The organism is Streptomyces humidus, from assembly GCF_014649655.1.
Taxonomy (GTDB): Bacteria; Actinomycetota; Actinomycetes; order Streptomycetales; family Streptomycetaceae; genus Streptomyces; species Streptomyces humidus.
Genome location: NZ_BMTL01000039.1, coordinates 16524 through 37828, shown reverse-complemented (window position 1 = coordinate 37828; position 21305 = coordinate 16524). Strand labels below are relative to the sequence as shown.

General features: G+C 74.0%; 16 protein-coding genes. 9 read left to right on the top strand and 7 right to left on the bottom strand.

Annotation, left to right across the window (positions count from 1 at the left end):
* Window positions 1-187: 187 nt before the first annotated feature.
* Window positions 188-2095 carry a P-loop NTPase family protein gene (locus IE239_RS34440; RefSeq protein ID WP_229878551.1) on the bottom strand — a complete coding sequence of 636 codons (1908 nt, stop codon included), beginning with the start codon at window positions 2093-2095 and terminating at the stop codon, window positions 188-190.
* Between the two features lie 41 nt (window positions 2096-2136).
* Entirely contained in the window at window positions 2137-2331 is a 195-nt protein-coding gene (locus IE239_RS34435) for a hypothetical protein (protein WP_190153399.1), read from the bottom strand.
* Window positions 2332-2593: 262 nt separating this feature from the next.
* Between IE239_RS34435 and IE239_RS34430 the strand changes: the two genes are divergently transcribed.
* From IE239_RS34430 to IE239_RS34410, 5 genes are all read left to right on the top strand, one after another.
* Complete coding sequence (locus tag IE239_RS34430; protein ID WP_190153398.1) at window positions 2594-2986, top strand: ankyrin repeat domain-containing protein; 393 nt, start codon at window positions 2594-2596, stop codon at window positions 2984-2986.
* Between the two features lie 323 nt (window positions 2987-3309).
* Entirely contained in the window at window positions 3310-4731 is a 1422-nt protein-coding gene (locus tag IE239_RS34425; RefSeq protein ID WP_190153397.1) for a HEAT repeat domain-containing protein, read from the top strand.
* A 219-nt stretch (window positions 4732-4950) separates the two neighbouring features.
* A complete protein-coding gene (locus tag IE239_RS34420) occupies window positions 4951-6078 on the top strand; it encodes a glycosyltransferase family 4 protein (RefSeq protein WP_190153396.1) in 1128 nt (375 codons plus the stop codon).
* Window positions 6075-7364 carry a glycosyltransferase gene (locus IE239_RS34415; RefSeq protein ID WP_229878549.1) on the top strand — a complete coding sequence of 430 codons (1290 nt, stop codon included), beginning with the start codon at window positions 6075-6077 and terminating at the stop codon, window positions 7362-7364. Before IE239_RS34420 ends, IE239_RS34415 begins: the two co-directional genes overlap by 4 nt.
* A complete protein-coding gene (locus IE239_RS34410; protein ID WP_190153395.1) occupies window positions 7361-8464 on the top strand; it encodes an SGNH/GDSL hydrolase family protein in 1104 nt (367 codons plus the stop codon). Before IE239_RS34415 ends, IE239_RS34410 begins: the two co-directional genes overlap by 4 nt.
* Before the next feature lie 61 nt (window positions 8465-8525).
* Here IE239_RS34410 and IE239_RS34405 read toward each other — a convergent pair whose 3' ends face one another.
* Genes IE239_RS34405 through IE239_RS34385 form a run of 5 tightly spaced genes read right to left on the bottom strand, consistent with a single transcriptional unit; the run spans window position 8526 to window position 13033 of the window.
* Window positions 8526-9395, bottom strand: coding sequence for a 5-oxoprolinase subunit C family protein (locus IE239_RS34405; protein WP_190153394.1), 870 nt, complete (start codon window positions 9393-9395; stop codon window positions 8526-8528).
* On the bottom strand, window positions 9392-10045 hold the full coding sequence (locus IE239_RS34400) for a 5-oxoprolinase subunit B family protein (protein WP_190153442.1): 654 nt from the start codon (window positions 10043-10045) through the stop codon (window positions 9392-9394). The genes IE239_RS34405 and IE239_RS34400 overlap by 4 nt, the downstream gene beginning before the upstream one ends.
* 2 nt (window positions 10046-10047) lie before the next feature.
* Complete coding sequence (locus IE239_RS34395; protein WP_229878547.1) at window positions 10048-10860, bottom strand: LamB/YcsF family protein; 813 nt, start codon at window positions 10858-10860, stop codon at window positions 10048-10050.
* A 20-nt stretch (window positions 10861-10880) separates the two neighbouring features.
* Complete coding sequence (locus tag IE239_RS34390; protein WP_190153393.1) at window positions 10881-11735, bottom strand: putative hydro-lyase; 855 nt, start codon at window positions 11733-11735, stop codon at window positions 10881-10883.
* On the bottom strand, window positions 11732-13033 hold the full coding sequence (locus IE239_RS34385) for an MFS transporter (protein WP_190153392.1): 1302 nt from the start codon (window positions 13031-13033) through the stop codon (window positions 11732-11734). Before IE239_RS34385 ends, IE239_RS34390 begins: the two co-directional genes overlap by 4 nt.
* Window positions 13034-13208: 175 nt before the next feature.
* On the opposite strand from IE239_RS34385, the gene IE239_RS34380 reads away from it, so the two are divergent.
* The 4 genes from IE239_RS34380 (at window position 13209) to IE239_RS34365 (ending at window position 21220) form a co-directional block, all read left to right on the top strand.
* Window positions 13209-13910: a GntR family transcriptional regulator gene (locus IE239_RS34380; protein WP_190153391.1), complete on the top strand. Its 702-nt coding sequence runs from the start codon at window positions 13209-13211 to the stop codon at window positions 13908-13910.
* 131 nt (window positions 13911-14041) lie between these two features.
* Window positions 14042-15568, top strand: coding sequence for a hypothetical protein (locus tag IE239_RS34375; protein WP_190153390.1), 1527 nt, complete (start codon window positions 14042-14044; stop codon window positions 15566-15568).
* A gap of 70 nt (window positions 15569-15638) precedes the next feature.
* Complete coding sequence (locus tag IE239_RS34370) at window positions 15639-16517, top strand: hypothetical protein (RefSeq protein ID WP_190153389.1); 879 nt, start codon at window positions 15639-15641, stop codon at window positions 16515-16517.
* Window positions 16518-16588: 71 nt separating this feature from the next.
* Window positions 16589-21220 (top strand): coiled-coil domain-containing protein, encoded by a 4632-nt coding sequence (locus IE239_RS34365; RefSeq protein ID WP_190153388.1) that lies wholly within the window; start codon window positions 16589-16591, stop codon window positions 21218-21220.
* The last annotated feature ends 85 nt before the right edge of the window (window positions 21221-21305 follow it).

Sequence of the window (21305 nt, the reverse complement as noted above, 5' to 3'; positions counted from 1 at the left end):
TCGCGCAGGTCCGTCGGCCCGGGCGCGTGCTCGGTGGGGTGCCGGGTGGGGGGTCGGCGGAGAGGCGGGAGGGACGGGTGAAGTGCTTGGCCACTCGGCCGGACGCGGTCGGCGCAGGCGTCCGCCCCGGCCCGTCGGAGGGACGCGGTGCTGCGTCGGCGCCCGGTCGGTCCCGGTCCGGGTCCGGCTACTCCGCGGTGGTCGTCTTCGCCACTGCCGCCTCCGGAGCCGCCGTCTCCAGGACCGGCCTCTCCAGCAGAGCCGTCTCCGGGACCGTCGTCCGCGCGGTCGCAGTCATGGTCTGCGCAGTCGCGTTCCGCGCACCGACGTTCTGCGCGGTGACGGTCTGAGGATCAGGGGCCGCCGGAGTCGCCGCCTTCGTGACGACGATCCTCGGGACGGCGGCGCCCACCGGCGTCGGCCGCGGCTCGACCTCGGCCGGTCCCTCCATACCGTCCGGAGTCCCCGCGTCGGCCGGAGTCCCCGCGTCGGCCGGACTCTCCGTGCCGTCCGGACTCTCCGCGTCGGCCCCGGTCTCCGTTGCGACGGGACTTCCCGTGTCGGACACCGTCTCCGCACCGGCCGGCGCGCAGCGTGGCGGCAGCAGGTCCAGCACCGCCTGTACGTGCGCGTCGCTCGTCGCGTCGTCGTACGGGTCCGGTGTGGCAGGGACCTGAAGACGGTGGACCGGCGCCGAGCCCAGCCGGGCGTATCCGCGCCCCGGCGGGACGTCGTCGACCGGGGTGGTGTGCGGGGGCGCGCCGAGCACCGCCGCCAGGTCTTCCGCCGACGCCGCCCCTAGGGCGACCCGCGCGCGGGTGTGCTGGTGCACCACGTCGTTCAGGGAGTCCAGGGCGTCGAACTGCTCGGCCACGACCACCGTGACGGCGGCCGCGCGGCCGTGTCGCAGGGGGACCTGGAGGAGGGACTGCGGATCCTTGTGGCCGCCGGCCTGGGCCAGGTGGGTGAAGGCGGTGGGGCGGTCCAGGATGATCCACAGCGGACGCTTGGTGTCTTCCGGCGCCGGCTCTCCTGCCTGGCGGGCCCGGTTGGCGGCGATGAGCCGGCGCTCGGTCTCGCCGGTCGCCCATTCCAGCGCGGCCAGCGCGCCGTCGAGTCCGATCTCGACGGCGAGGACGCCTTCCCGGCCGGCCAGGCAGGCGTACTCGCCGGTCCCGCCGCCCTCGACGATCAGCACGTCCCCGTGTTGCAGGGCCTGGAGAGCGAGGGAACGCAGGAGGGTCGAGGTGCCGCTGCCCGGCTGGCCGACCGCCAGCAGGTGCGGCTCGGTGGAGCGGATACCGGTGCGCCAGACGACCGGAGGGACGTCGCGCCGGTCCGCGCCGAAGGCGAGCGGGAGAGTGCGCCGCACCCGGGAGGGGTCCGTGAAGCCCAGCACCGTCTCGCCGGGAGCGGTGACGAAACGCTGGGCCGCGATGTCGGTGGGAAGGGGGGAGAGGACATCGACCGTGAGCTCGTTGCCCTCCTCGTCCCAGACGAAGAGGTACTCGCGGCCGCGGCCGGACTTCGCGGCGAGCAACTGCTCGATCCGCGCGCGTGAGGCGGCCTCGCCGTCCGGGAAGTACGCCGGATAGCGGATCACCAGGTGGGCCACGCGGCCCGACTCGTCGAACCGCTGGGTCGGGAAGACCGTCTCCCAGTCGCCGCCGTGGGCGTAGAGGGGAGACGGGTCTTCGGCCGCCGAGAAGTGCGGGACGAGGGCCTCGTACAGCACCTGGAGTCGCTCGATCTGCGATTCGTCAGGGCCATCGGGAGCCGGTGGGGTGCGGTCCCGGCCCTGCCAGGCCGCCGCCGCCATCAGGGTGACGACGGCGAGCAGCGGGCCGTACGGCACGAGCACCACGACCAGGATCGCCGAAGCCACCAGGAACAGCAGCGGACCGCGCCTGTCCTTGGGGGTCCCGGTCCATCTGCGCCGCCCGGCCGATGCCAGCCGGCGCAGTCCGCGGGTCAGCGTGATCAGCGGATGGAGGACATCGATGGCGCTGTCGGCTGCCGTCCGGGCCAGCTCCCGGCTCCGGGCGATCTGCGCGCTGCCTGTGCTCAGGATGCGGGGGAGGGGGCGCCGGGCCACTGCTGTCTCCTGGAGGTGCGTACGGACAACGACGTGCGGCGTCAGAACTTGATGCCGCCGAGAAGGCTGGCCAGGCTCTCGCCGCCGGCCTTGATGCTCGGGGCGATGGCCGTGCTGGACATGTAGAACCCGAACAGGGCCGAGACGATGGCGTGCGACCCCTTCAGCCCGTCCTTGCGGAAGAAGAGGAAGACGACGACGCCGAGCAGGACCACGCCTGACATGGACAGGATCATTTGGTTTCTCCTGGTTCGCGGGGACAGTCACCATGAGTACTTCCAGGCTCACAGGATGTATCCATACGATAAAAGGTGCAACCGGGTGAAAAACTACTCATTTCCCCCAGGTGGCGGCAGGGTTGGCGGGTCGCCCTGGCAGGAGAATCACGGCGAACAGGGGCATACGTGATCTTTGCCTCGATCGGCACCGGCCATGTGGACGACGAGCCAGTACGCTGGCGATTCACCTGAACGGTTGTAGCGAGAGGCGGTCCGGCCGATGACCGAAGCCCCCGACCCCGAGGTCGTGGAGCTGGCGACCAAGATCTTCGATCTGGCTCGTCGGGGACAGACCGAGGAGCTCGTGGCGTACGTCGACGCGGGCGTTCCGGCCAACCTCACCAACGACCGCGGCGACTCGCTCCTGATGCTCGCCGCGTACCACGGCCACGCCGAGGCGGTCCGGGCCCTGCTGGCCCGCGGCGCCGAGGCCGACCGCATCAACGACCGCGGACAGACCCCGCTCGCCGGAGCCGTGTTCAAAGGTGAGACGGACGTCATCACGGTCCTGATGGAGGCCGGCGCCGACCCCTCCCAGGGCACGCCGTCGGCCGTCGACACGGCCCGCATGTTCGCCAGAACGGAGCTGCTGGACCTGTTCGGCGCGCACTGAGCCGACGGTCCTGAGCAGGTCGACAGAAGTTCCTGACCAGGTAAATCGACGACCACGGGGGAGGCGGTACAAGGCCGCCGGAAATTTCGGTCGCGGCAGGCAGAACAGCCGGGTCATCATGACGTCGTGATTCACGGACGCGATGGCCGGGCAGGTGTTGCCGCACCGCGCGGGCCGTGACGCGGTCCGTATGGGCCACCGACGAGAGGCAGAGGAAGATGGTCTACAGCAAGCAGGAAACGGCGGGCGCCCCGACGTGTTGGCACGCGGCCAGGTAATGCACGTCCCCGGTTGCGTCGACGCTTGATGTGAGGCTGTTTCCCATGTTCGATCCGGTCATAGCGCCCAGCGGGACGCTGCTCGGCCTGCTCCAGAGGGGTCGCGGCGACGGCACGCTGCACGCGCTCACGGCACCGCGCGCCGAGGCGCTCGCGGCGCTGAACCACTGTGTGCAGCGGGACCCCCGCCACGACTGGCAGGTGGAGAACCGCTCCCTCTACTACGCCCGTCTCTACCTCGACCTCAACGGCGAGCTGGACGAGATCGAGGCCCACCTCTTCGACGTCGAGGACGTCTTCGACACCGAGGAGTCCCGAACGGGTCTCGCCCTGGCGGTCCTCGGCCACCTCGCCTCCTACGGCAGGCGGGACGCCCTCGAACTGCTGCGCAGATACGCCGCCACGGGAGCCAACTGGGCCTGGGCCCTGGACGAGCTGGCCCTGCGGGACGACGATGCCGGCCTGCGCGCCCTCGCCGCACCGGTGCTCGCCCGGTTCGCCACGGACGCCGAGGGCGAGGCCGAACTGGCCACCGCGGTGCGGGACGCCTTCGAGCCACGGCCCTGGCGGCTGTGGGCAGAGGACCCCCGCGAGTCCGTCTCGACCCGCGTGCGTGCCGCTCACGAGGCCGGCTGCTTCGACCGCTGGCAACGCCAGATGAGTCCCAGCGGCCCACGGCCCGGCTGGAGCGTGCAGGCCGTGTTCGAGTGGGCGCAGCAGGGCGTCGAGCGCGGAGCCGCGCTCCACGTCCCCGCCGCCCGCTGCCTCTCCGCCGTGGCCGGGCCGGAGGACCGCCCCGAGATCGTGCAGGCGGCCAAGGACGGCGGCGAAGGCGCTCGGTGCACCGCCCTGCGCTATCTCGCCGACTGCAACGACCCGGACGCCCTCGTCCTCGTCGAACAGGCCGTCGCCGCCGGTTCGGCGATCGTCGCCGAGGCCGCCGTCGACGCCTTCGAACGCATGCGCAGCGTCGCCGCCGTCGACCGGGCCCGCGGCTGGGTCCACCGGCCCGACGCCCTAGGCGCCGCCGCCGGCCGCATGCTCGCCTGCCGGGGCGGCGCGAGGGACAAGGAGCTGGTCCTCGGCGCCCTGCGCGAGGCCGTGCGTGGCGAAGGCTGCGACGCGCCCACCCTGTGGACCCTCGTCGACGGCGCGGGGCGGCTCGGCATCGTCTGCGCGGCACCCGTGCTGCGCCATATCTACCGTGAGACGGCCTCGTCCCATCTGCGCGGGCGCTGCGCCCGCGCACTCGCCGCCACCGACCCCTCCTACGCCACCGGCTTCGCCGTCGAGTGCCTCTGGGACTGTGAGGAGGGCACCCGCGAGATCGCCGCCCGGCACGCCGAGACGGGTGACGCCCGGGTCGTGGAGCGCCTGCGCCGGCTCGCCGCCGACCCGGCCGAGGAGGCCGAGGTCCAGACGGCCGTGCGGAGCCGGATCGGCCCCGACGCGGCCTCCGCGATGTGACGTCGGGGGCAGGCCGCCGTCCGAGGAGAACCCGGCGGCGGCCCGCCCTGCGGATGAACGGCGGGTGGCGGGCGGGCCCGACCGTCATGGACGGTGTCCGACCTGCGCGGTGCGCGCGGGGCGGGCGCGCCGGCCGCGCAGCGCAACGCTCACGGGACGTTAGTCGTGCGGACAGATCCACTTTGACGCGGCCACGTCCAGGACGGCGACAACACGGGTATGCGTGTCGTCATCGTGACCGAATCCTTTCCCCCCGACGTGAACGGCGTGGCCCATTGCGCCTTCCAGACCGCCCGGCACCTCGTCGATCGCGGTCACGCCCCCGTCGTCGTCGCCCCTGCCGCCGCCGCGGGGCCCGGACCGGACGCCGAAGCGCCCTGTCCCGTCGTGCGTGTCCCTTCCCTGCCGCTCCCCGGCTACCCCCAGGTCCGCGTCGCCCTCCCCAGCCGACGCGTCGCCGCGGCCATCGCCGAGCACCGTGCCGACCTGGTCCATCTGGCCAGCCCGTTCGTCCTCGGCGTCCGGGGCATGTCGGCCGCCGCTCGGCTCGGCATCCCCGCCGTCGCCGTCTACCAGACCGACCTGGGCGGATACGCCCGTACCTACATGGGCGCCGGCGAGGCCGCCGCCTGGCGCCGGATACGGTCCGTCCACGCCGCCGCCGACCTCACCCTCGCCCCCTCCAGCGCGGCTCTGCACGACCTGGACACGCACGGCGTGCCCCGGGTGAAGCTGTGGCCGCGGGGGGTGGACACCGTGCGGTTCCGCCCGGACCGCCGCGACGAGGCCCTGCGCCGCACGCTCGCCCCGAACGGCGAGCTGATCGTCGGCTACGTCGGGCGGCTCGCCCCGGAGAAGCACGTCGAGCTCCTGGCGGACACCTGCGGGCTGCCGGGCGTCCGGGTCGTGGTGGTGGGTGACGGGCCGAGCCGGCCCGGGCTGGAGGAGGCCCTGCCGGGCGCGGTCTTCCTGGGCAGGCGCACCGGCGACGACCTCGCCCGGATCTTCGCCTCGCTGGACGTGTTCGTGCACACGGGCCCGTTCGAGACGTTCTGCCAGACCGTGCAGGAGGCCATGGCCAGCGGCGTGCCCGTGGTCGCGCCCGCCGCGGGCGGCCCGCTCGACCTGGTCGCCCACGGCCGCACCGGCCTGCTCGTCCCGCCGCGCGACGCCGCGGCCGTACGGGACGCGGTCGCCTCGCTGACCGGCGACCGCGCGCAGCGGGCCGCCTGCGGCGCCGCCGGGCGGGACGCGGTCGAGGGACGCACCTGGGCCGCCGTCGGAGACCGGCTCATCGCCCACTACCAGGACGTGCTCGCGGCGCGCCGTCCGGCGGTGGCGGCATGAACGGCCCGTCGCTGCGGATCGTCCGCCTCGCCAACTTCGTGGCCCCGGCCTCGGGCGGCCTGCGCACCGCGCTGCGCGAACTCGGCAAGGGGTATCGCGAGGCCGGCCACCAGCCGGTCCTGATCGTCCCCGGCGAGCGGACCACCGACCGGGAGACCGCGCAGGGCAGGGTGATCACCCTGCCCGGACCGCTGCTGCCCGGCACCGGCGGCTACCGCGTCCTGACCGACAGGCGGCGCGTCGCCCGGCTGCTGGAAGGTCTCGCCCCCGACCGTCTCGAGGTCTGCGACCGCACGACGCTGCGCTGGACCGGCAAGTGGGCGCGGCGTGCCCGCGTGCCCGCCGTGATGGTCTCGCACGAGACGGCCGACGGCGTCCTGCGCACCTGGGGCGTGCCTGAGGGGGCGGCCCGGCGCGCCGCCGACGCGCTCAACCTGCGCACGGCGCACACCTACGCGCGCGTCGTGTGCACCACCGAGTTCGCCGAGCGGGAGTTCGTGCGGATCGGGGCCCGTAACGTGGTGCGCGCCCCGTTGGGCGTCGACCTCGTCGAGCGGCATCCCGCCCTGCGGGACGCCGGGCTGCGGGCCGTCCACGCGCGCGGGGACGAGATCATGCTGGTGATGTGCACCCGCCTCTCCGTGGAGAAGAGGCCCGGGACGGCGCTGGACGCGCTGGAGGCGCTGCTGCGACGCGGTGTGCGGGCGGTGCTCGTCGTCGCCGGGGACGGTCCGCTGCGGCACCGGCTGGAGCAGCGGGTGCGGGAACGCGGGCTGCCGGTGACCTTTCTGGGGCACGTCTCCGACCGGGGCGCGCTCGGCGCGCTCCAGGCCGCCGCCGACGTGTGCCTGGCGCCTGGGCCGGCGGAGACGTTCGGGCTCGCCGCCCTGGAGGCGATGGCCTGCGGCACCCCGGTGGTGGCGAGCGCGTCGTCGGCCCTCCCCGAGGTGATCGGGGCCGCGGGAGCCGTGGCGGCGGACCGGGGGGAGGCGTTCGCGGATGCGGTGGAGGACCTCCTGGGGCGTCCTGCGGCGGAACGCCGTGAGGCGGCCCGCGCGCGTGCGGAGTGCTTCGGCTGGACGACGGCGGTCGACGCGTTCCTCGCGGCGCACGACGCGGCGGCGCCCACCCGGGTCGGGGGCCACGACCAGGCGGCCTCGTCCTCGACGCAGGCACAGGCGCAGGCGCCGGTGTCGACCACGCCGCCGACCCTGCCGACGGGCACGCCCTCGGCCTCCGCTGCCGTGCGCCCGTTCCCGCCCGGCGCCCTCGGAGCCCTCGGATGAGACGCGTGCGCTTCGTGGCCCTCGGGGACTCGCTCACCGAGGGCGTGGGGGACCCCGTGGGCCGGGCGTGGCGCGGGTGGGCGGCACTGCTGGCCGATGGCCTGACCGGTGGGATCGACGGGATCGACCGGATCGACCGGATCGACCGGATCGATGGGATCGATGGGATCGATGGGATCGGGAAGGCACGCGAGACCCATGTGATGACCGGGACAGGCGAGATGTACGGGACTCATGAGGTGCCCGGGATCCACGAGAGGAGCGAGGCAGACGAGTCGCAGCAGGATGGAGGGGCCAAGGAGACAGCGGGGACCGGGAATTCCGCGACCGGCGTCCTGACCGGCGTCCTGACCGGTGTCGAGTTCACCAACCTGGCGGTCAGCGGGGCGCAGACACGGGACGTGCTGGAGCGCCAGCTCCCGGCCGGCCTGGCGCTGCGGCCCGACGTCGTCTCCGTCGTCGTCGGCGTCAACGACACCCTGCGCCGGACCTTCGACATCCAGGCCGTGGCCGCCCGCCTGGACACGGTCTACGGCGCCTTCACCGAGCAGGGTGCGGTCCTGCTCACCGCGTGCCTGCCTGGCCCGGGCGGCATCCTCGGGCTGCCGGGCGCCCTCGCCCGGCCGCTGGCCCGACGGCAGCGCGCGGTCAACTCCGTCGTCCACGCGCTCTCCGAGCGGTACGCCGCCGTCCATCTGCACGCTTCTGAGGGCGAGTGGCTGACGGACCGGGCGATGTGGAGCGCGGACCGGCTCCACCCCGGCGAACGGGGACACCGCCAACTGGCTGTCCGCTTCCATGCGTTGCTGACCGAAGCCGGACTCGCCACCGGTGACGGGCCGTCGCCCGAGCCTGAGTCGCCGGCGCCCACGACGTCGGCGAGCCTGTGGTGGCTGGCGACCGCGGGCACCGGCTGGGTGGCCCGCAGATGCACCGACCTCCTTCCTCAACTCCTCGTCCTCGCGGCCGACGAGATGCGTCACCGCGCGCGGGGCACGAGCGCCCGGCTCGACCTGCGCACGACCGCATCGGTATCGGCGGCCCTGGCCTCACTGTCCACGCCGGAGCGCCGACCGGACGCTGTTCCCGGGGCCGTCTGACGCCTCGCACACGCGACCAGGCGGACGGCCCACCGGCCGCGTCGGCGCGGACGACCCGGTATCACCGCCTGCGTACGGCCACGAAACGGACCGGTGTCCCCGGTCGCGCCTGGGCGGCTGCCGACAGGTCGGCCGCGCGGACGACTGCGATCACCGGGTACCCGCCGGTGGTCGGGTGGTCGGCGAGGAAGACCACCGGCCGTCCGGCCGGCGGTACCTGCACGGCGCCCAGGACCATGCCCTCGCTCTGGAGCTCGCCGTCCACGGCACGCGCCAGAGCGGGCCCCTCGGTGCGCAGTCCGATGCGGTTGCTGGCCGAGGAGACATGGAACGTCCGTGACGTGAAGGCGCGCACCGCCTCGGGGGTGAACCAGTCCGCGCGCGGGCCGGGCGTCACCCGCAGGACCAGCTCGGCCGGGGGCGCCGGCCGCGGACCCACGTCCACGCGTGCGTACGGGGCCAGTTCACGCCCCAGATGCAGGACCGTGCCGTTCGTGAGCACCGCTGGGCCGAGGCCGGACAGGAGATCGGTGGAGCGGCTGCCGAGGACCGGTTCCACGGCGATGCCGCCGGCCGCGGCGACATATCCGCGCACTCCGCTCAGGGCCGGTCCGACGTCCAGCACCGCCCCGGCGGGCACCCGCACCGGCGCTCCCCAGGCCACCGGCCGATCGTCCACGGTGACCCGGCACGGAGCGCCGCCCACCGCGACGGTCACGTCCGAACGCGGCTTCAGGGCGCAGCCGTCGAGTGTGGTCTCCAGGACGGCCGCGTCGGAGGAGTTGCCCACCAGCCGGTTGACGAGGGCGGCCGCCGGCCCGTCGAGCGCACCGGAACGCGGCACCCCGAGATGCGCGTGTCCGGGGCGGCCCCGGTCCTGCACCGTGGTGAGCGCTCCGGCGCGGACGACGACGAGCGCGCGGTCGCTCATGAGGCGCCCGCCGTCCCCGCCGGTCCCGCGGGCTCCGACGGCTCCACCGGCACGAAGCGCACGCGCGTGCCCGGCGACAGCAGGGCGGCCGGCACGCGCGCGTGGTCCCACAGCACCGCCTCCGTACTGCCGATCAGCTGCCAGCCGCCGGGCGAGCTGCGCGGGTACACGCCCGTGTAGGGCCCCGCCAGCGCCACGGAACCGGCCGGCACTGTGGTGCGCGGCGCGGCCCGGCGCGGGACGTCGTAGCACGAGGGCAGGCCGGTGAGGTAGCCGAAGCCGGGCGCGAAGCCGCAGAACGCGACCCGGAACTCGGTGGCCGCGTGGATGCGGGCCACCTCGCCCTCCGGTACGCCCCAGTGGGCGGCGACGTCGGCCAGGTCCGGACCGTCGTAACGGATCGCGATCTCCACGGCGGCCTGCTCGCGCGGGGGAGCGGGCGGTATCTCGGAGGCGGCCAGCTCGGACGCCAGCCGGCCGGGATCGGTCAGACCGTCCAGCAGCACGGTGCAGGCCGCCGGGACGATCTCGCAAGCGCCCAGCAGGCCCGCCGCGCGGCGACGCAGCAGCTCCGCGTGCAGCGCCTCGGCCTCCTCGCCCGAGGCCAGCTCCACGAGCAGGGCGTCGTCGCCGACGGGCAGGACGCGCACGGTCATGCGAAGGCCTCCACTCGTACCCCCGACTCCTCGAGGCCGCGTCGCACCCTGATGGCCAGCTCCACCGCGCCGGGTGTGTCGCCGTGCAGGCACAACGAACGCGCGCGTACCTCGATGGACGCCCCCGCGTGGGAGGTGACCTGGCCGACGCGGGCCAAGCGCACCGAGCGTTCCACGACGATCTCCGGGTCGGTGACCTCGGCTCCGGCCCGCCCACGCGGTACGAGCGTGCCCTCATCGGTGTACGAGCGGTCGGCGAATGCCTCGGGGACCGCCGCGAGGCCCGCCCCCCGGGCCAGGTCCAGCAGCCGTGAGCCCGGCAGCCCGAGCACGGTCAGCGCGGTGTCCGCGAGGAGCACGCCCTCGATCACCGCCTCGGCCTGCTCCTCGTCGTGCACGACCCGGTTGTAGAGCGCGCCGTGCGGCTTCACGTACGCCACGCGCGCGCCCGCCGCACGGGCGAACACCTCCAGCGCGCCGATCTGGTACGCCACCTCGGCGGCCAGTTCGGCGGGCGGCACGTCCATGGCGCGCCGGCCGAAGCCCGCCAGGTCCTGGTAGGACACCTGCGCGCCGATCGTCACGCCGCGCTCGGCCGCGAGTTCGCACACCCGCCGCATGGTGGCCGCGTCCCCGGCGTGAAAGCCGCAGGCGACGTTGGCGCTGGTGACGACGGACAGCAGTTGCTCGTCGTCCGTCAGCCGCCACCGGCCGAATCCCTCGCCGAGGTCGGCGTTCAGATCGATCGCGGTCGTCGGGGGCGTGGCCGGCGGGCCGGGCGTCGCGGGCATGGGGGGCGTTGCGGTCATGGTTCCTTCGTACCTCCTTCTCAGGCCACGCGGTACTGCTCGTCGCGGGCGTCGGTGAGGAACATCTGCCCCGGGGCGTGAGTGAGGGCGAAGGGCGGTCGCGAAGCCGTCACCACGGCCTGTGGGGTCACCCCGCAGGCCCAGAACACCGGGATGTCGTCGGGCTCGGCGTCCACCGGATCGCCGAAGTCGGGCCGCCCGAGGTCGCCGATGCCGAGCCCCGACGGATCTCCGCAATGGACGGGGCTGCCGTGCACCGCCGGGAGAAGACTGCTCTCCCGGATGGCGGCCGCCAGGTGCCGCGGCGGCACCGGACGCATCGACACCACCATCGGCCCGTGCAGCCGTCCCGCCGGACGGCACTGACGGTCGGTCACGTACATCGGGACGTTGCGCCCCTGTTCGAGGTGCCGCAGGGGGACGCCCGCTCCGGACAGCGCCCACTCGAAGGTGAAACTGCATCCGATCAGGAACGACACCAGGTCTTCGCGCCAGTACGCCCGCACGTCCGTCGGCTCGTCCACCAGTTCCCCGTCCACCCACACGCGGTAGCGCGGCAGATCGGTGCGCAGATCGGCGCCCTCGGCCAGGACGGTCGTCCAGGAGCCGGCGTCCGTGACGTCGAGGACGGGACAGGGCTTCGGATTGCGCTGGCAGAACAGCAGCATGTCGTACGCCCAGTCCGCGGGCACCGAGATCAGGTTGACCTGCGTGTGGCCCGCGGCGACCCCGGCCGTGGGGCCCGCCAGACCCGCCCGGAAGCGGGCCCGCGCTGTTTCGGGGCTCCACGCGTGCGCGTGCCGCTCGACGAGTGCGACGGGACGGTCTTCGCCCTGGGGCGGACGACGGTCCTGCGTGAGAAGGGGACGGTTCACTCCAGCTCCTTGCCGCGCGTCTCGGGAAGGCCCAGCAGCGCCAGGGCGGCGATCGCGTAGCCGATCGCGCCGAAGGTCAGTGCGCCGCCGACGCCCCAGCTGTCGGCCAGGAAGCCGACCGTGGTGGGGAAGACCGCGCCCACGGCGCGGCCGGTGTTGTACGTGAAGCCCTGTCCCGTGCCGCGCAGGGCCGTCGGGTACAACTCGCTCAGGAAGGACCCGAAACCGCTGAAGATGGCCGACATGCAGAACCCGAGCGGGAAGCCGAGGACGAGCAGCAGGGTGTCCGCGCCGCTCGGGATGTTGGCGTAGGCCAGGATGCATATCGCCGAGAGCAGGGCGAACAGCCAGATGTTGCGGCGCCGGCCCAGCCGGTCGGTGAGGTAGCCGCCGGTGAGGTAGCCGAGGAAGGCGCCGGAGATCAGGAAGGTCAGATAGCCGCCGGTGCCGACCACCGACAGGCCGCGCTCCGACTTCAGATACGTCGGCACCCAGGTGGCGAGGGTGTAGTAGCCGCCCTGCACGCCGGTGGAGAGCAGGCCCGCGAAGAGCGTCGTCCGCAGCAGCGGGCCCTTGAAGATCGCCGGGAACGAGCCCTTCCCGGCGCTCTGTTCCCGTGCCGCCGCGGCCTGCGGCGCGTCCTGCACGCGGCGCCGCATCCACACGACGAGCAGGGCGGGCAGCGCGCCCGTCCAGAACATGATCCGCCAGGCCATGTCGTCGCCGAAGAGCGAGAACACCAGGGTGTACGCGACGGCGGCGAGCCCCCAGCCGACGGCCCACGAGCTCTGGATCGCGCCGAGGGTGCGGCCCCGGTGCCGTGCGCTCGCGTACTCGGCGACCAGGATCGCGCCGACCGCCCACTCGCCGCCGAAGCCGAGCCCCTGGAGGGACCGGAGCACCAGCAGCGTCTCGTAGGAGGGCGCGAAACCGCAGGCGACGGTGAACACCGCATAGGTGATCACCGTGATCATCAGGGCTCGGACCCGGCCGATCCGGTCGGCCAGGACGCCCGCCACGGCGCCGCCGATGGCCGAGGCGACCAGGGTGACGGTGGTGAACAGACCGGTCTGCCCGCTGTCCAGGCCGAAGTACGCCGCCAGCGCGACCATGCTGAGCGGCAGCGTGAAGTAGTCGTAGGAGTCGAGGGCATAGCCGCCGAAAGCGCCGGCGAAGGCGCGGCGGCCGCGCGGTCCGAGGGCGCGCAGCCAGGCGAGTGCCCCGTCGTCGGGGGTGGGCCCGCTCGCCGCTCGCAGGTCTTCGGCGGTCGGCGTCTGTGGTGGAGGGGGAACGCTCATGGACACCTCGGTGAGGGAGGACGGAGCGTGCTGGGACTGAGCCGTGCCGTGCGGGAAGCGCGGGTCGCCGCGGCCAGGGACGGAGCGGCGCCGTGGAATCGAAGGTAGAGGATCGTTGAACGATTCTTCAATAGTCCCGTTGTCTCGTTCTCGGGTCTGCGCTTGAATTCCGGGCATGGCAGAGCAGCTGGCGGGACTGGCCGACGACCGCGCCCTCCTGGGCCGCACGAGCACAGCCGAACGCGTTTCGGACATCCTCAGGAGCCGCATCGCCGAGGGCTACTTCCCGCCCGGGACGCGGCTCTCGGAGGACAGCATCGGCGGAGCGCTCGGCGTCTCGCGCAACACCTTGCGCGAGGCGTTCCGGCTGCTCACCCATGAACGCCTGCTCGTCCACGAGCTGAACCGGGGCGTGTTCGTCCGGGTCCTGACCGTGCAGGACGTCGAGGACATCTACCGCACGCGCACCCTCGTGGAGTGCGCCGTCGTGCGAGGGCTCGGGAAGCCGCCGTACGCGCTGGAGGGCCTCCGCGCGAGCGTGGCCGAAGGGCAGCTGGCGGCCGTCGAGAACGACTGGAAAGAACTGGGGACCGCCAACATCCACTTCCACCGGGAACTGGTGGCCCTGGCCGAAAGCGCGCGCACCGACGAGTTCATGCGCAGCGTCTTCGCCGAGCTGCGCCTGGCCTTCCACCTCGTCGACGAGCCGCGCCGGCTGCACGAGCCGTACCTCCAGCGCAACCACCAGATCCTCCAGGCCCTGGAGGCCGGGGACAAGTCGGGGGCCGAGCGACTGCTCACGGTCTACCTGGACGACTCTTCGGCAAGGGTGGTCGAGGTGTACCGGCGAAGGGTGCGGGAGGACCGCGCCCTTTAGGGGAACGGGGAACGGCGCGACGAGCCCCCGCCGGTCCGGGGGCGCACCACGGCCGGCGGCCGCCGCTCGACCGTCGGAGGCGATCCGCGTCGTTTGGGTCGATGTCAGACCGAGGACCTAGTCTGTGCACCGTGACTTCGCCTGCTTCGACGGACCGTGTTCCGCCCCAGCTCAGCGCGGGGCCGCGCCCCGCTCAGGGACCGGCCGCCGACGAGGGGCTGGCGCGCAGGCTGCGCGCGCTCGCCTGCACGGCGCCGATCCACGACCTCGACGCGCGCAAGGCCAATCTGGCCGGTGAGTACTCGGTCTACGGCATGGCGGAGATCGCCCTGGCCGCCATCGACCTGGTCACGCTCAACATGGACTTCGACACCGGCGCCGACCACGATCAGATAGTGGCCCGTCTGCTGCCGCGCATCGCCGCACAGGCCCCGCAGCGGCCCGTCGCCGAGCATGAACGGGTCGCCCGCTGGGTCCTGGAGAACCTGATCAACGTGGGCAGCGTGGACCGCGGTTTCCGCGCCGCCTACGGCATGTTCGCGTCGGACGGCACGTACGTGCGCCGCGACTACGACTTCAAGCTGATCGAGGAGGTCCCCGGCTACGGCGGAGGGGTCTACCTGCGCACCACCGACGAAGCGGTCAACGTGCTCGTCGGCGCCCTCGACACGGACGTCACCAGCGCGCAGATCGCTGCCGAGGTCAAGCTGGAGGTGCTCATCCGCCGCGGTCGTCTCGCCGACGCCCAGCTGGCCGCCGAACAGGCCCGCTACCGCACCGTGCAGTACTCCGAGACCCTCCGCCGCGCCCTGGAGGCGACCCGGCGCAACGTCCGGGCGGTGGACTGGCTGAACGCGGTGCCCGACATGATCGCCGAGGCCCTGGACCACGTCGCCGACCGCTACCGCCACGAGAACGCGATCCTCACCAACATCCGCAAGGCACGCGACGAGATCGAGGACGCGGAGAACAAGCGCCGGGCCGCCGAGCTCGTCGACATCGTCAAGGACTGCATCCGCCGGCACACACAGCTCCAGTCCCGGCTGCTGGAGGCAGGCCCGCTGTTCCGCGCCGAGCAGGACCGGCAGGCCTTCGCCAGCCCCATGACGTCGTCGGGGACGGATCTGTACGGGCACCTCGTCGCCCCGCTGCTGCCCTTGCCGGTGGAGCAGGCTGTCCGGGTCACCGACGCGTTCTTCGCGCACGGCACCGGCCTGCGCACCCCGGTGTCCGTGCGGATGGGCGACCTCGTCGACCTCCTGCTGACCCCGCCCCTGGAGCGGGAGCACCTGGGAGCGGAGATGCCGGAGCCCGACCTCATCGCCACGCCGGACGACAGCCGGTTCAGCGAGGAGCAGCTGGCAGCGGCGAAGGAACTGCTCGATCTGCCGGCGGACGCGCCGCGACGCCTGTCCGGGCTGCTCGCCCAGGCTCGCCGCACCGATCCCGACCTGCCGTATCTGGTGGCCCTGTTGGCCGTGCACGCGGCCAGCCCGGCCGTCGGCACCGCCTATCGGCAGGGCGAGGACAAGCTGCTGTTCGCCGTGGACGACGGGACGGAACTGGACGACCCGGAGTTCGGCGGCGCCGATCTCATCGTCGGCACCGCCCTGCTGGACTCCGCGGGAATGGCGGCGGACCGCACGGAGGCGGCATGAGCCGGGCCGTGCACCGAACGAACGAGCACGAGCGCACGTACGCGTGCCGGAACAGCAAGGAGCCGAGGCCGTGACCGACCACGTCGACCGGAGTGAACCGGAGGCCGCGGTCGTACCGGCCTCCGCCGCCCTCACCCCTGCCGACGCCGCCGACGCGGCGCGGCTCGTCGCCTTCGGGCTGCAGCCCAAACTGCAGCCCGCGCGCGACCAGGAGTACGCCGACCTGCTGCGGCGCCACCGCGAGGACCCCGCGTTCGCACGGCTCGCCGACGCCGTCGCGGCCGGGCTGGGGCTGATCGTGCTGGAGGTGTCACCCCGCGCGGGAATGGCCGTGACCGCCGCCGAGGACTCGGTGTTCGCCGTACGGATGGGGGACTACGCCCGCCGAGCGTCCGCCGACGGCAGCGACCGCTTCCTGCACGGCCTCGCCCACCTCTGCGTCGCCGCGATGGCCTTCCCCCGCCCCGAGGACCTGGCCGACGACGGATACATCGGCCGGGTCAGCGTCAACGGAGTCGACGCCTTCGTGCGCCAGGCCTGCCACCGCCTCGAACAGCGGGCGCAGGAGCAGGGCGAGAACACCGACCCCGCGAGCGACGCGCCCGGCCTGGAGGCCGCCTGGCGGATCTGGGCCAGACGCAGCTCCACCGGCGCCACCAAGGACGCCCGCAGACTCGCCGGTTCGACGACCGGCATCGTCGGCAAGGCCGTCGCGTTCCTCACCGACTCCGGGTTCCTGCAGCGCACCGGCGACGACAACGGCGGCACCTGCCGCACGACGGCCCGCTACCAGCTGCAGGTGCGCGACATGGCCGGCAGCGCCGCCATGGCCGAACTGCTGGAGCTGGGCGTCGTCCCGGTCACCGACGGAACGCCCACCCTGCTGCCCGCCGAGGAGAGCGACGATCTGGAGCTGGTGGCCGACGCGGGCCTTCCGTTCCACTCCTGACGCCTCCCCGCGCTCCCAGCGCTCCGCACCCCCTGATCTGCCGATCTGCCGAAGACTTACGAGAGTCCGCCATGTACGAGCTGTCCCGGGTCCGCCTCTACTCCATCGGGCCTGCCGGTGCGCGCTACGCCGACACCGTGCTTGACCTGCGGGGCGTCGGCGACGTCGTGCCCGACCCCGCGCCCACCCAGGCGGAGTTCTTCGCGGAGGAGCCCGTCGGTCCGCCGCGCCGCCCCGCCCCCGCCGGCGTGCTCTTCCTGGAGAACGGCGGCGGCAAGTCCGTCCTGCTGAAGCTGATCTTCTCGGTGATGCTGCCGGGCCACCGCAACACCCTCGGCGGCGCCAGCTCCGGCGTGCTGCGCAAGTTCCTGCTCGCCGACGACTGCGGCCACGTGGCGCTGGAGTGGCAGCACGTGCTCACCGGCGAGTGCGTGGTGGTCGGCAAGGCGAGTGAATGGCGCGGCCGGCAGATCTCCAACGACCCGCGCAAGTTCGCCGAAGCCTGGTACTCCTTCCGCCCGGGGCCCGGGCTGAGCCTGGACAACCTGCCCGTCGCCGAGTCCACCGCCGTGCGCCCGCCCGTCGAGGGCGCCTCCGGCGCGCGGGGGCGGCGGCGCACCATGAAGGGCTTCCGCGACGCCATCACCGAGGCGGGCAAGGCGTATCCGCACCTCGAGGTGCACTGGGAGGAGATCCACGACCGGTGGATCGAGCACCTCGGCGATCTCGGTCTCGACCCCGAACTCTTCCGCTACCAGCGCGAGATGAACGCCGACGAAGGCGAGGCCGCCGGCCTCTTCGCGGTCAAGAAGGACTCCGACTTCACCGACCTGCTGATGCGCGCGGTGACCGACACCCGCGACACCGACGGCCTCGCCGACCTGGTCAGCGGCTTCGGCAACAAGCTCGGCCGCCGCGCCGAACTCATCGCCGAACGGGACTTCACCGCCGGGTCCGCGGACCTGCTCGGCCGGATCGTCGACGCCGCCGAGGCGCGGGCACGCGCGCGTGACGTCCACGCCGGGGCCGAGCGGCGCAACCGCGCGCTGGCCCGCCGGCTCTCCGCGCGCGGGCTGCGGGAGAAGCTGCGGTCCGGTGATCTCGCCCAGCGGGTCACGGCCGCCGCCCACGCCGTCACCCACTCCGAGGGCGCGCGCGAGCGCAGTGCCCTGATCGCCGCCGAACTCGCCTATCGGCACGCCTCGTTGGCGCTCTCGGCCGCCGAGAAGACGGCCACCGCGCAGAAACGGGAACTCGCCGACGCCCGTACCCTGCACGCCGCCTGGCAGGCAGCCGAAGCCGCGCTGCGCCACCGCACCGCCGCCGACCGCGTCGCGCGCGTGTCCGCCGCGATCCAGGAGGCCGAACGCGACGCCGCCCCGGCCCTCGCCGCCCGCGCCAGGGCCGCCGTCGACCTCGTACGCGCCCTGCACGCGGCCGCCGAGAGCGCCGAGAGCCTCGCCAACGAGGAGGAGGGGCGTTCGGCCGCCCTCCAGGAGGTCGGCGAATCGGCGCACCGGGACGCGACGTCCGCCGCCACCGACGCCCAGCGCGCCCGCAGCGAGGTCGGGCACCTGCGCGAGCGTCTCGCCGAGGTCGAGCGGGAGACCGCCGAAGCCGTACGCGCGGGCTGGCTCGACGACAGCGCGCCCGACGCCGACCCCGCCCGCGCCGCGCTCGCCGCCAGCGACGCCGAGAAGACGGCCGTCGCCGCCTGGGACACCGCCCGAGAAGCCTCGCGCAGAGCGGGCGAGCACGCCCGCGAGGCCGCGTCGGCCGAGTCACGCGCCGAACTCACCGCGGCCCGGGCATCCGACGCGGCCACCGCCGCCCAACGCTCCTACGACGCCGAGCGACGGCTCGCCGACGCCCTGGCCGGCGAGGAACGGCTCGCCGAACTGCTGGGGCTCACCGACGGCCGTGCGCCCCGGCAGATCCCGCAGCCCCGGCGGGCCGGCGAGTCGGACGGCGGCTCCCTGCTGAGCCCCGAGGATCTGGACCGCTGCGCCGACGAACTGCGCGAACTGCTCGACGACGCCGTCTCCTCCGCCGAACGGCAGCTCTTCGAGCTGCGCACCGCCGCCGCCGACGACGCCCGTATCCTCGGCGCGCTCGGCGACGGGGGACTCCTGCCGCCCGGCCCGGACGTGCTGGCCACCGTCGAGTGCCTCGGCGAGCACGGCATCCCCGCGCTGCCCGGCTGGCGCTACCTCGCGCAGTCCGTCGCCCCGGCCGACCACGCGCGGGTGCTCGCCGCCCGGCCCGAACTGGTCGACGGCGTGATCATCACCGACCCCGGCTCGCACGCACGCGCGCGTGAGGCGCTCGGCGAGGCCGCGCTGCTGCCGCGCTCGGCCGTCGCCGTCGGCACGGCCGCGGCCCTCCTCGCGCCGACCCCGCCGACCGGCTCCGACAGCGGGGACGTCTTCCTCGTCCCGCCCAACCCGGCCATGCACGACGAGCACGCCGCCGACGAGGAGCGGCAGACGCTGCGCGCGCGGGCGAGCGCGCGGGACGAGGACATCCGCCGGCTCGCGGCGCGGCTCGGCAAGGACCGGGAACTGGCGGCACGGCTCACGTCCTGGCGTACCGGCTGTCCGGCCGGGCGGCTCACCGAGCTGGCGCAGGCCGCCGGGGAGGCGCGTGCGTTCGCCGACGAGTCCGAGGCCGAGCTGGCCGAGGCGCGGTCCGTGCGCGCGGAGGCGGACGAGACCGCCGCCGAGGCGGCCCAGGTGCGCGACGAGCGCCAGGAGGCCGCGCAGAGGGCCCGGCGTGCCGCCGACGCGCTCGCCGGGCTCGCTTTCCGGCTGCGCGAGCGCGCCGGCTGGCAGGTCAAGGTACGTGAACTCGCCGACGAGGCCGCCGAGTCGGAGGCCCGCGCCCAGACCTGCCTGGAGCGCGCCCGCGCCGCCGACGAGGACCGGCGCGGCGCCCAGCGGGCCGCCGACGATGCCCGCCGCACCGCGCGGGCGCTGCGTGCCGAGCGCGCCGAGATCGCCGGCGCCCCCGACGACGTGCCCGCTGACGACGCGGACGCCTCCAGGACCTCCCTGCCGGCCCTCCGGGAGGCCTACCGGGCCGCGTCCCAGCTGTACGAGAAGGTGGGCGTCGGCGCGGACCTGCGGGCCGAGCAGGCCCGCGCGGAGAGCGACGAGAGCGCGGCCCGCGCCGAACTGGACCGGCTGAGCAACAAGGTCCGCACCCGCGCGGAGCAGCTTCTGCAGTCGCCCGGCGGTTCCGACGGGCCGTCCCGGCAGGCGGCCGCCGCCCGCGCGGAGGAACTGGTGCAGCTTCTGGAGACGCGCGTGTCCACCGCGAGCGAGCAGCTCGGTCGCCTGCGCGGCGAGGCGGAGCGGCACGCGCCCGACGACGGCGTGGCGCACACCGAACTCCCCGAGGAGCTCCAGCCGCGCGACGCCGAGCACGCACAGGCGCTGCTGCGCACCGCGACCTCCGAACTCGCCTCCCGCACCGAGGCCCTGGACCGGTCCCGCGAGGCGCACGCCGAACTCCTGGCCGCCCACCGGGCCGCCGAGGACGCGGCCGGCGGGTTCGACGAGATCGCCGCCATGCTGCGCGACCTGCTGCGCGAACACACTCCGGAGGAGGACCAGGAGGAGTCCGAGCCCTACCCCGGCACTCTGGAGGAGGCCCGTCACTCGGCCGCCGAGGCCCGCCGTTCCCTGCGCGGCTGCGCCGCCGACCTGTCCGCCGCCGAGTCCGCGGTCCGCGAGGCCTGCGACATCCTCGTGCGGCACGCCAACTCCACCCGCTACGAGCAGGTGCGCACCCCCGCCCGCCAGCAGATCCGTGAGCTGCCCGCCTCCGCGCTGCCGGAGCACGCCAAGAGATGGGCGGACGCCTTCGCACCCCGACTGCGCGTCCTGACGGACGAGTTGGAGCAGCTGGAACGCAACCGGGACTCGATCGTGGACCGGTTGCGAGGGCTCGTGGAGTCCGCGCTCGCCACCCTGCGCTCGGCCCAGCGCCTCTCCCGCCTGCCCGAAGGGCTCGGCGAATGGTCCGGCCAGGAGTTCCTGCGCATCCGCTTCGAGGAGCCCGACCAGGCCACGCTCACCGAACGGCTCGGCGAGGTCATCGACGAGGCGACCCGGGCGGCCCTCAAGAAGAACTCCGACCTGCGGCGCGACGGAATGTCGCTGCTGTTGCGCGGAGTCGGCGCGGCGCTTCAGCCCAAGGGCGTCGCCGTCGAGATCCTCAAGCCGGACGCCGTGCTGCGCGCCGAGCGCGTCCCCGTCGGCCAGATGGGCGACGTGTTCTCCGGCGGCCAACTGCTCACCGCGGCCATCGCCCTGTACTGCACGATGGCCGCACTCAGGAGCAACGACCGGGGCCGGGACAAGCACCGCCACGCCGGCACCCTGTTCCTCGACAACCCCATCGGACGCGCCAACGCGACCTATCTGCTGGAGCTCCAGCGCGCCGTCTCGGACGCGCTGGGCGTGCAACTGCTCTACACCACAGGCCTGTTCGACACGACGGCACTGGCGGAGTTCCCGCTGGTCATCCGGCTGCGCAACGATGCCGACCTCAGGGCGGGCCTGAAGTACATCAGCGTCGAGGAGCACCTCCGCCCCGGTCTGCCGCAGCAGGCCCCGCCCGCCGAGGGCGACGCGACGCAGGTGCACAGCGAGATCACGGCGACGCGGATGTACAAACGGCCCGCGCCGGACGCCGGTTGACCGACAGGCCTGACACGACGGCTCGGGCGGGCCGAGGCAGGTGAACGGAGACGCGGTCCCACAGCCGCGTCTCCGCGCCACCTCC

Excerpts from the sequence above, each read along its gene's own strand:
- IE239_RS34405 (WP_190153394.1), bottom strand. The coding sequence starts at position 9,395 with ATGAGCGACCGCGCGCTCGTCGTCGTCCGCGCCGGAGCGCTCACCACG.
- IE239_RS34420 (WP_190153396.1), top strand. The coding sequence starts at position 4,951 with ATGCGTGTCGTCATCGTGACCGAATCCTTTCCCCCCGACGTGAACGGC.
- IE239_RS34425 (WP_190153397.1), top strand. The coding sequence starts at position 3,310 with ATGTTCGATCCGGTCATAGCGCCCAGCGGGACGCTGCTCGGCCTGCTC.
- IE239_RS34385 (WP_190153392.1), bottom strand. The coding sequence starts at position 13,033 with ATGAGCGTTCCCCCTCCACCACAGACGCCGACCGCCGAAGACCTGCGA.
- IE239_RS34435 (WP_190153399.1), bottom strand. The coding sequence starts at position 2,331 with ATGATCCTGTCCATGTCAGGCGTGGTCCTGCTCGGCGTCGTCGTCTTC.
- IE239_RS34430 (WP_190153398.1), top strand. The coding sequence starts at position 2,594 with ATGACCGAAGCCCCCGACCCCGAGGTCGTGGAGCTGGCGACCAAGATC.
- IE239_RS34395 (WP_229878547.1), bottom strand. The coding sequence starts at position 10,860 with ATGACCGCAACGCCCCCCATGCCCGCGACGCCCGGCCCGCCGGCCACG.
- IE239_RS34415 (WP_229878549.1), top strand. The coding sequence starts at position 6,075 with ATGAACGGCCCGTCGCTGCGGATCGTCCGCCTCGCCAACTTCGTGGCC.
- IE239_RS34380 (WP_190153391.1), top strand. The coding sequence starts at position 13,209 with ATGGCAGAGCAGCTGGCGGGACTGGCCGACGACCGCGCCCTCCTGGGC.
- IE239_RS34410 (WP_190153395.1), top strand. The coding sequence starts at position 7,361 with ATGAGACGCGTGCGCTTCGTGGCCCTCGGGGACTCGCTCACCGAGGGC.
- IE239_RS34365 (WP_190153388.1), top strand. The coding sequence starts at position 16,589 with ATGTACGAGCTGTCCCGGGTCCGCCTCTACTCCATCGGGCCTGCCGGT.